Source organism: Luteibacter sp. P4_E6, from assembly GCF_056401535.1.
Genome location: NZ_JBFUJE010000150.1, coordinates 1 through 8,510, shown reverse-complemented (window position 1 = coordinate 8,510; position 8,510 = coordinate 1). Strand labels below are relative to the sequence as shown.

At 65.0% G+C, this 8,510-nt stretch carries 11 protein-coding genes; 7 read left to right on the top strand and 4 right to left on the bottom strand.

The window, feature by feature from the left end; all coding sequences use genetic code 11:
* Positions 1-65 precede the first annotated feature (65 nt).
* Positions 66-383, top strand: coding sequence for a transposase (locus AC1DT2_RS11115; RefSeq protein WP_063574332.1), 318 nt, complete (start codon positions 66-68; stop codon positions 381-383).
* Positions 380-1,231 (top strand): IS3 family transposase, encoded by an 852-nt coding sequence (locus AC1DT2_RS11110; protein WP_477296246.1) that lies wholly within the window; start codon positions 380-382, stop codon positions 1,229-1,231. Before AC1DT2_RS11115 ends, AC1DT2_RS11110 begins: the two co-directional genes overlap by 4 nt.
* 95 nt (positions 1,232-1,326) lie before the next feature.
* Here the strand turns inward: AC1DT2_RS11110 and AC1DT2_RS11105 are convergent, their stop codons facing one another.
* Positions 1,327-2,088 carry an anti-sigma factor family protein gene (locus AC1DT2_RS11105; RefSeq protein ID WP_477296245.1) on the bottom strand — a complete coding sequence of 254 codons (762 nt, stop codon included), beginning with the start codon at positions 2,086-2,088 and terminating at the stop codon, positions 1,327-1,329.
* A complete protein-coding gene (locus tag AC1DT2_RS11100; RefSeq protein ID WP_477296244.1) occupies positions 2,085-2,597 on the bottom strand; it encodes an RNA polymerase sigma factor in 513 nt (170 codons plus the stop codon). Before AC1DT2_RS11100 ends, AC1DT2_RS11105 begins: the two co-directional genes overlap by 4 nt.
* Before the next feature lie 133 nt (positions 2,598-2,730).
* On the opposite strand from AC1DT2_RS11100, the gene AC1DT2_RS11095 reads away from it, so the two are divergent.
* From AC1DT2_RS11095 to AC1DT2_RS11085, 3 genes are read left to right on the top strand one after another with little or no spacing between them, the layout of a single operon-like run.
* Positions 2,731-3,810: a catalase family peroxidase gene (locus AC1DT2_RS11095; protein ID WP_477296243.1), complete on the top strand. Its 1,080-nt coding sequence runs from the start codon at positions 2,731-2,733 to the stop codon at positions 3,808-3,810.
* Positions 3,807-4,346, top strand: a complete 540-nt coding sequence (locus AC1DT2_RS11090) for a cytochrome b (RefSeq protein WP_213947679.1) — start codon at positions 3,807-3,809, stop codon at positions 4,344-4,346. The genes AC1DT2_RS11095 and AC1DT2_RS11090 overlap by 4 nt, the downstream gene beginning before the upstream one ends.
* A 39-nt stretch (positions 4,347-4,385) precedes the next feature.
* The gene (locus tag AC1DT2_RS11085; protein ID WP_477296242.1) at positions 4,386-5,420 is read left to right on the top strand and encodes an aminopeptidase; all 1,035 of its coding nucleotides are present in this window, start codon (positions 4,386-4,388) and stop codon (positions 5,418-5,420) included.
* An 86-nt stretch (positions 5,421-5,506) separates the two neighbouring features.
* Here the strand turns inward: AC1DT2_RS11085 and AC1DT2_RS11080 are convergent, their stop codons facing one another.
* On the bottom strand, positions 5,507-6,310 hold the full coding sequence (locus AC1DT2_RS11080) for a c-type cytochrome (protein ID WP_477296241.1): 804 nt from the start codon (positions 6,308-6,310) through the stop codon (positions 5,507-5,509).
* A gap of 170 nt (positions 6,311-6,480) precedes the next feature.
* Between AC1DT2_RS11080 and AC1DT2_RS11075 the strand changes: the two genes are divergently transcribed.
* Both AC1DT2_RS11075 and pncB read left to right on the top strand, forming a co-directional pair.
* Positions 6,481-6,864 (top strand): thioredoxin family protein, encoded by a 384-nt coding sequence (locus AC1DT2_RS11075; RefSeq protein ID WP_477296240.1) that lies wholly within the window; start codon positions 6,481-6,483, stop codon positions 6,862-6,864.
* Positions 6,861-8,063, top strand: coding sequence for a nicotinate phosphoribosyltransferase (gene pncB, locus AC1DT2_RS11070; RefSeq protein WP_477296239.1), 1,203 nt, complete (start codon positions 6,861-6,863; stop codon positions 8,061-8,063). The genes AC1DT2_RS11075 and pncB overlap by 4 nt, the downstream gene beginning before the upstream one ends.
* Here pncB and AC1DT2_RS11065 read toward each other — a convergent pair.
* On the bottom strand, positions 8,033-8,510 hold a 478-nt coding region (locus AC1DT2_RS11065; RefSeq protein ID WP_477296238.1), incomplete at its 5' end, for a MetQ/NlpA family ABC transporter substrate-binding protein. The genes pncB and AC1DT2_RS11065 overlap by 31 nt on opposite strands.

Sequence of the window (8,510 nt, the reverse complement as noted above, 5' to 3'; positions counted from 1 at the left end):
CGATTTGCGGTGGTCTAATTTTCCTGGACACCCATGTAGGAGCAAAATCCCTACCGAGGTGAATCATGGGATATCGACCGATCGACCCGGCGCTCAAGCGCCGGGCGGTGTGTTTAGTACTGGATGAGAACCGCTCCGTGCCTGCCGTGTGCGGGCTGCTTGGGCTTGGCCCGACGGCTTTGCGGCGCTGGGTCGAGCAGGAGCGGCAGCTGCGTGCCACGCCGCCACCGACGCCCGAGCAGGTGGCTAGGTACGAGGCCGAGCTGGCGGCGCTTCGCGAACAGGTGGCGACGTTAGAAGCGGAGAAAGCCGTCCTAAAAAAACAGCTGCCCTTTCACATGGAACGACTGCTCGGCAAGCGGCGCAGATCGTCGAGAAGGTGAAAGGGAAGCTGTCCATCCGTCGCACGTGCACCTTATTGGACGTACCTCGCAGCAGCTATTACGCGCACCGGAAGGCGACGCCGCCGCGTCCGGTCGAGCCGGTGCTGGAGCGAGCGGTGAGGTCATTGCACGCGAAGAGTCGCCATACGATCGGGTCGCGTCGCCTGTCCGCCGGGCTGCGCGCCCAGGGCCTGCGCGTGGGTCGCTGCAAGGCGGCCGGTCTGCTTCGTCGGCTGGCCCTTCCGAAGCGTCGGCGTCGTTACGAGCACTACAAACGGCTGACCAAACCGTCGGTCGTCGCTCCCAACCGCCTTGACCGCGACTTCGATCCGGTCGAGCCAAACSTCGCCTGGGCCGGCGATATCACGCAGCTGAAAGTCGGCCGACAGTGGCTTTACGTGGCCTTCGTCATGGATCTTTTTTCTCGCCGGGTGATTGGCTGGTCGTGGGGGCGACACGCCGATGCACGCCTGCCGGAAGAGGCGCTGGCGATGGCCCTGGAGATGCGCCGGCCTCCGGCCGGCGTGATCTTCCACTCCGACCAAGGCTGCCAGTACACCTCCGATCGCTTCGTGGCGTTCCTGGCACGCTGCGGGGTCCGGCAGAGCATGAGCCGGCGGGGCAACTGCTGGGACAACGCCGTGATCGAGAGGATCTTCAAGACGCTCAAGTACGAGTGGGTACCTGAAGGAGGCTACGCATCTATCGCCGAGGCCGAGAAGGAGCTGACCGACTTTCTGATCTACTACAACCTAGAACGGCAACACTCGCGACTAAACGACATCCCGCCAGTGCTCTTCGAGCAACTGGCGGCTCAGGCTCCTACACCGGTGTCCAGAAAAGCTTGACCACTGCAATTCATCGGCGATCCCGCGGCAGCRGGCMASGTTRYCGCSAGCACCCATTCGCCGATGAATCGGCTCCTACGAGAGCAGGACGTGCGTCAGATTGACTTGATGACGACGCGCTGTGCGGCGGCGCGGCCTGCCGCGTCGGCCAGCGCCACCACGGCGTAGTTATGCCAGCCATCCGACCAGTAATTGGCCAGCAGGCCRTTGTCTTCGCGCTCGCCGCGGGGCAGCAGGTGCCGGGCGGCGCCGGGTGGGCGTACGTAGAAGCTCACCGTATGTCCGTTGCCGTCGTCGTACAGGACCATCGCAGCCGGGCCCTGGTCGGTGGCAAAGAGCCTTCCGCCCATCGGCCGGAAACCGGCGTCGGCAAGGTCGGGCAGGTGCACGGTGGCACCGACGCGCCCGGCCAGCCACGCCCGCAGGTCGCCTTCATTGCCGGTGGTGATATCCATGCCCACGCCGTGATCGACGGCGAGTAGCTGGTAGGCCTGCATGGCGTCGGCCATCGGCGCCGAGCTGCCGTTACCCATGCCACGGGCCACCCAGCCGCCGATGCCGCCCAGGGCCAGGCACAGGACCAGCCCCGCGGCCATGGCGGCCCGTGCCATGCGACGGCCGTGACGCTGCGTACGGATGACCACCGGGTCCATGGCTGCATCCTGCGCGGGTGTCGTACCGAGGTCACCGGCCAGCAGCGTACGCAGCTGCTGGGCGTCCTGTCGCCATGCGTGAACCTCCTCGGCTCGTTCGGGGTGACGGCTCAGGTAGCGCTCCACTTCGCCGCGCCGTGCGCCGTCGAGGTGGCCGTCCACGTAGGCATGGATGTCGTGTTCGCTGGGGGGCGTGGTGTTCATTTCAGCAGTCGCAGGGGAGGGGTTTCCGCGCCGCCTTCGCCGAGCAGGCGTAGGGCGCGGCGGGCGCGGGAGAGGCGTGACATGACCGTGCCGATGGGTATCTCGAGGATATCGGCCACGTCCTGGTAGCTCATGCCCTCGACCGTGATCCAGAGCAGCAGGCTGCGCTGTTCCACCGGCAACGCCGCGAAGGCGGCGAGCGTGGAGTTCGCGATGGCGACGCGTTCGGCCGAGGGCCAGGTCGGCTCCTCCTCGCGCAGGCTGCCCAGCAACAGGGCGTAACGGCTGGCCCGGCGCTTTCCGTCGAGGAACAGGCGATACAAGATCGCGAACAGCCACGCGCGCAGACTCTCGTCTTCACGGCGCGACGCCCATTTGGACAGGGCGCGCTCGACTGTCGACTGAACCAGATCGTCCGCCGCATGGGGATCGCGGGCGAGCCATAGCGCGAAGCGCCGCAGGCGCGGCAGCATCGGGCGAAGGGCTTCGTCGATTCGCGGGTCGGACATGCCGGGCCTCGTACCTGGGCGTTCCATGACTGTCAGACGCCGTTCGGGGGAGATTATTCCCCCGGAAGGGAATAAAAGTCGTGGGCGTACGTCCCACACTTGAAACGCGATCCCGCGAGGAAGGAGCAGGACCATGCAAGAACCCAAGAAGCGACCCCCACCGGCCAACCTGGCCGGGCGTTGGGCACTGATAGGCCTTGTTGTTGTAGTTGTCGCTGGTGCGTTCGCCTATGTCGGCGGTTGGCTTACCCCGGCGCGCCTCACCCCTAAACGGATCATCAACGCGCTGCAGGCCAGTGGGGGCGACCATCCCGGCTTTCGTCGCAACCATGCCAAGGGCATCTGCGTCGGTGGCTACTTCGAGGCCAGCGGCGCGCTGGCCAAGTACTCATCGTCCCCGTTGTTCGCCGGTGGCCGCACCCCTGTGGTCGGGCGCCTGGCGCTTCCGGGAGGCAACCCCTATGCCGCCGACAGCAGCGTTCCGATCCGCAGCTTCGCTCTGCGTTTCGACCTCGCCGACGGCGAACAGTGGCGGACCGGCATGAACGCCATGCCGGTATTCCCGGTCTCCACGCCTCAAGCGTTCTATGACCTGACCGTGGCGACCAGCCCTGATCCGGCCACCGGCAAGCCGAACCCGGACAAGGCCAAAGCCTTCTTCATGAGCCACCCGGAAACGGGTCCGTTCCTTGGTTGGATCAAGACGGCCAAGCCGGCGCCCAGTTATGTCGATGAGACTTACCAGAGCATCAACGCGTTCTACCTGCGTGACGCCAGCGGCCAACGCCATGCCGTCCGCTGGAAGGTCGTGCCGGAGACCCCGGCGACGGGTGATGGCGGACCCGCGGCCAGCGACACCGACTACCTCGATGCCGACCTGACCCGGCGCCTGGCCCAGGGGCCGGTGCGCTGGCACCTGCGGATGATCCTCGCCGCACCCGGCGACCCGGTTGACGATGCGACGAAGGCCTGGCCGGACGACCGCCAGACGATCGACGCGGGCRTCGTCGTGATCGACAGCACCCAGCCGCAGGCGAACGGCCCTTGCCGCGACGTCAATTACGATCCGACCATCCTTCCGCGCGGTATCGAGATTTCGGGCGATCCCATCATCGTCGCGCGTTCGGCGGCGTACGCGGTTTCTTATCTGCGTCGTACCGGTGAGGAAGGTCATCTTCCCGGCACCGCCCATCCGAAGGAGGATCAGCGATGAGCCGCGTCGACACGTTCCACCCCTTCGCCCGTGCGCTGCACTGGCTGATGTCGATCCTGATCCTCACGATGCTTTTCGTCGGCGCCGGCATGGTGACCAGCGTCGAGGCGAAGCACGAATGGCTGCTGTCTATCCATCGGCCGTTGGGCATCACGATCTTTATCCTGGCCTTGATCCGGCTCGGCTTCCGCCTCACGCACAAGGCGCCGCCTCTCCCGGCGGACATGCCCGAGTGGCAGAGGCTCGCCGCGCACGGTTCGCACTGGATGCTTTATGGCTTGATGATCGCCATGCCGCTGATCGGCTGGGGCATGCTCTCGGCGGGCAACTTCCCGGTGACGCTATGGTCCGGTTTCCAACTGCCGCCGATCCTGCCCGCCGGTCCGGCACTGTATGCCTGGCTCCGCGAAGCGCATCGGTATCTGGCATGGCTGTTCTTCCTGACCTTCCTGGCGCATATGGGTGCCGCCCTGATGCACGGGCTGATCCGGCGTGATGGTGTTTTGGAGTCGATGACGGGCGGTTCGAACGATTGAGGTCGGGAAGGCCAGGCACGATGCAGGCACAATGCACGCATGCGCTATGCCTTCCTTGCCCTGATCACCGTACTCGCCGGTTGCCGCTCGCTCGGCTACTACGCGCACGTGACCCATGGACAGGCGGCGTTGCTMGCGCAACGCCGCTCCATCGACAAGGTCGTGGCCGATCCGAAGACGCCCGACAAAACCCGCCAGCGGCTCGAGCTTGCGCTGGAGGCTCGGCGTTTCGCCTCGAAGCAACTCGACCTGCCGGATAACCGCAGCTATACCTACTACGTCCAGCTCGATCGGCCGTGGGTGGCGTGGAACGTGTTCGCCACGCCGGAGCTCTCGGTATCGGCGGTGACGCATTGCTTTCCGATCGCGGGATGTGTGGCGTATCGGGGTTTCTTCCGCAAGGATCTTGCCGATAGCGAAGCGGCGCGCGAAAAGGCCCTCGGGCATGACGTCGCCTTGGGCGAGGTGCCCGCGTACTCCACGCTGGGCTGGTTCGCCGATCCCATCCTGAGCAGCATGATGCGCTGGGACGACGATGAACTCGTCGGGACGATCTTCCACGAGCTGGCGCACCAGAAGATCTACGTGAAAGACGATTCGTCGTTCAACGAGTCGTATGCGAATTTCGTCGAGCAGGAAGGCGTGCGCGAATGGCGCGCGGCTCGCCAGTTACCGCCGCCCGACGAGAAGGGTGACGCGCTGGATCACGCATTTACCGGTCAGGTGCTCGCGCTGCGCGACCGGCTCAAGGCGATCTATGCGCAGCCATGGGCGGACGATGCCAAGCGCGTCGCCAAGGCCGAGGAGTTCGAGGACTTTCGCGGGCGCTATCTGGCGTGGCGTGCGGGTGAGGCGGGCGGCGATCATCGCTACGACCGCTGGATGGCGCGGCCGTTGAACAATGCTTCATTGCTGCCATTCGGCCTGTACGACACGTGGACCTCGTCGTTCGCGACGCTGTTCGAGCAGTCGGGCAGGGCGTGGCCGGTGTTCTTCGCGAAGGTGTCGGCACTGGCGAAGCTGGCTCCTGATGAGCGGACCCGGCAACTGCAGGCCCTGGCTCACGATCGGTAGGAGCCGATTCATCGGCGATCCCGCGGCAGCGGGCCAGGCCGCTGCGAGCGCCCATCGCCGATGAATCGGCTCCTACAAAAGCTGGCTCAGTGGACCTTTCGGGTGGCCATGTGCTTGAGGTAAGCGACGAGGTCGTCGAGGTCGGCGTCGGAGAGTGTCTGCCGGTCGAAGCCGGGCATCTTCGCCTGCGGCCAGTGGCGCATATCCTGCGGGTTGCGCACGAGGGTGCGCAGCATGTCGTCGCGCAGGTATTCCGTGGGGCTGTGGGGGATGTTGAGGTCGGGGCCGAGCTTCGCATCGCCCTGGCCATTGAGCGTGTGGCAAGTGATGCAATTGCGCTGGAAGACGGCGAAGCCCTTCGTGACGGGGTCGTTCGCGGCGAGCCCCGGCGCGGGTCGCATGGCCGGGAAGCGGCTGGCCGGGTCACCAAGTACGCGAATCGAAGCGACCTGATACGGCCATTGCTCGGTGCCGATGTGGCCGGCTTCCGGATGCAACCAGACCAGATAAAACGGGCCGGCGCTGGGCTTGCCGTCGCCGAGCGAAGGCCAGGACTTGCCAGGTGGCTCCACGGCCAACCAGGCTTCCGCGCCGTGGGTATCGAGGATCAGGCTGGCGGGAATCTCCGCGGTGAAGCCATCGAGGGCCGTGAACTGCAGGTGCGCGCCTGACGCAACACCGTCCAGCAGCGCTTTCATCGGAATGGCGCGATAAGACATCGTGCGGTGATAGGACACGTCGTCCGGTACGCTGAGATCTCGTGCGTCCGCCCGGCCGAGAAGCTGCTCCGTGGTGAGCGAGCGCTTTCCCTGGCCCGTGTCGATGGTAAGCGTGGCGGCCTGGCACAGCGTGGTGCAGAGGGCGAACAGCAATCCGGTCAGCAGGCGCACGGCGGGGTCCTTCTGGCTTTACGAGGCGACAAGGTGTCGCGGCGCCCACAGGATGTCAATTCATCGGCCCTGGTCCGGAAGGAGCGGTAGCTGCGTCATTGTCGCGGTACCCTCGGATTATCGCCCTTGCGACCCCATGTCGGGGCTTCGACCCGATCACGGATTTACCCATGGCCGACACCACCGTTCCCGAGTTCTTCGAGCGTTTCCCGATGACGCGCGTCGTCAACGCGGATCTCGACGCCGACCTCGCCGCGGACGACAACCGCATTGCCATCCTCTTTCTCTGGGGCCGCGATTGCCCGAACTGCGATATCGCGAAGCGGCAGATCCTGCTGACGAGCGAACGCTTCGTCTGGCCGGCGGTGCGCTGGCTTCACGACAACGTGTACGACGATCCGACGATGGGCACGCGCTTCGGCCTGCACGGTATTCCCGCCTTCTTCCTGTTCCACCGCGGCAAGAAGCTCGGGCGCATTACCGCCTGGCCGGGCCCACAGCCGTTCATCGACGCGGTAAACAAGCAGATCGCACTCACGGGCGCTACCGCATGATCATCCAGTCGCTGCTCGACACCGACCTCTACAAGTTCACCATGATGCAGGTGGTGTTGCATCAGTATCCCGCAGCGCAGGTGGAATATCGCTTCCGTTGCCGTACGCCGGGGGTGGACCTCGTACCGCTGGTGACACGCATCCACGAAGAGCTCGACCATCTGTGCTCCCTGCGATTCGGTGATGAAGAACTCGCGTATCTGCGTACGCTGCGTTTCATCGACAGCGACTTCGTCGACTTCCTCGGCCTGTTCCATCTCAATGCCCGTTACGTGACCATCTCGCCGTCGACGGAGCACGAAGGCGAGATCGATATCGTCATCGTCGGGCCGTGGCTGCACACGATCATGTTCGAAGTGCCCTTGCTCGCGATCGTCAACGAGCTGTATTTCGCGGCGAACCATCCCGAGGCCGATCTCGACGAGGGCAGGGCGCGCTTGCGCGCGAAGATCGCCCTGTTGCGCGACACGAAGGGCTTCGAGCGCGTCCGCATCGCGGACTACGGCACGCGCCGACGCTTCTCGCGCGCATGGCACGAAGAGGCTTTGCAGATCATGAAAGCCGAGTGGGGTACCCACCTGGCCGGTACCAGCAATGTCTGGTTCGCGATGCGCCAGGGGCTGGTGCCGATCGGCAGCATGGCCCACGAGTACCTGCAGGCGTTCCAGTCGCTGGGCCCGCGGCTGCGTGATTCGCAGACTGCCGCGCTGGAGGCATGGGCTCGCGAGTACCGGGGCGACCTTGGCATCGCGCTATCCGATGTTTACGGGCTGGATGCGTTCCTGCGCGATTTCGACATGTACTTCTGCAAGCTGTTCGACGGTGCGCGCCACGATTCGGGCGATCCCTTCGTGTGGGGCGACCGCGTGCTCGCGCACTACGTACACAACCGTGTGGATCCCCGTTCGAAGACCCTGGTCTTCAGCGACGGCTTGGACGTTCCGCGGGTGATGGACCTCTACTCGCATTTCGAGGGCCGCTGCCAGCTCTCCTTCGGCGTGGGTACCAACCTGACCAACGACGTTGGCCCCGCGCCCCTCAACATCGTGATCAAGATGACCCGCTGCAACGGTCAGCCCGTGGCAAAGCTGTCGGATTCGCCGGGGAAGAACATGAGCGACGATGCGGAGTACGTGTCCTACCTGCGCAAGGTGTTCGGCCTACCGGCTCAGAACGCCGGCAGCACCGCACCGTTGTAGTTCTTCTCGATGAACGCCTTCACCTCGGGCGAGGTGAGGGCGGCGGCGAGCTTCTGAACACGCGGGTCGTCCTTGTTGTCCGGGCGCGAGACGAGGAAGTTCACGTACGGCGAATCCTTGTCTTCGATCAGAAGCGCGTCCTTCACCGGGTTCATGCCAGCGGCGAGGGCGTAGTTGGTGTTGATCAGGGCCAGATCCACTTCGTCGAGCACGCGCGGCAGCATGGCTGCCTCGAGCTCACGGAACTTGAGGTTCTTGGGATTAGTCGCGACATCCTTCAGGGTGGCCAGGCGATCGTTCGGGTTCTTCAGCGTGATCAGGCCGTGCTTGGCAAGCAACAGAAGGGCGCGGCTGTTGTTGCTCGGATCGTTCGGGATCACCACGTTGGCGCCGTCGGGCAGCTGGTCGATCGACTTGAATTTCTTTGAGTACGCACCGAACGGCTCG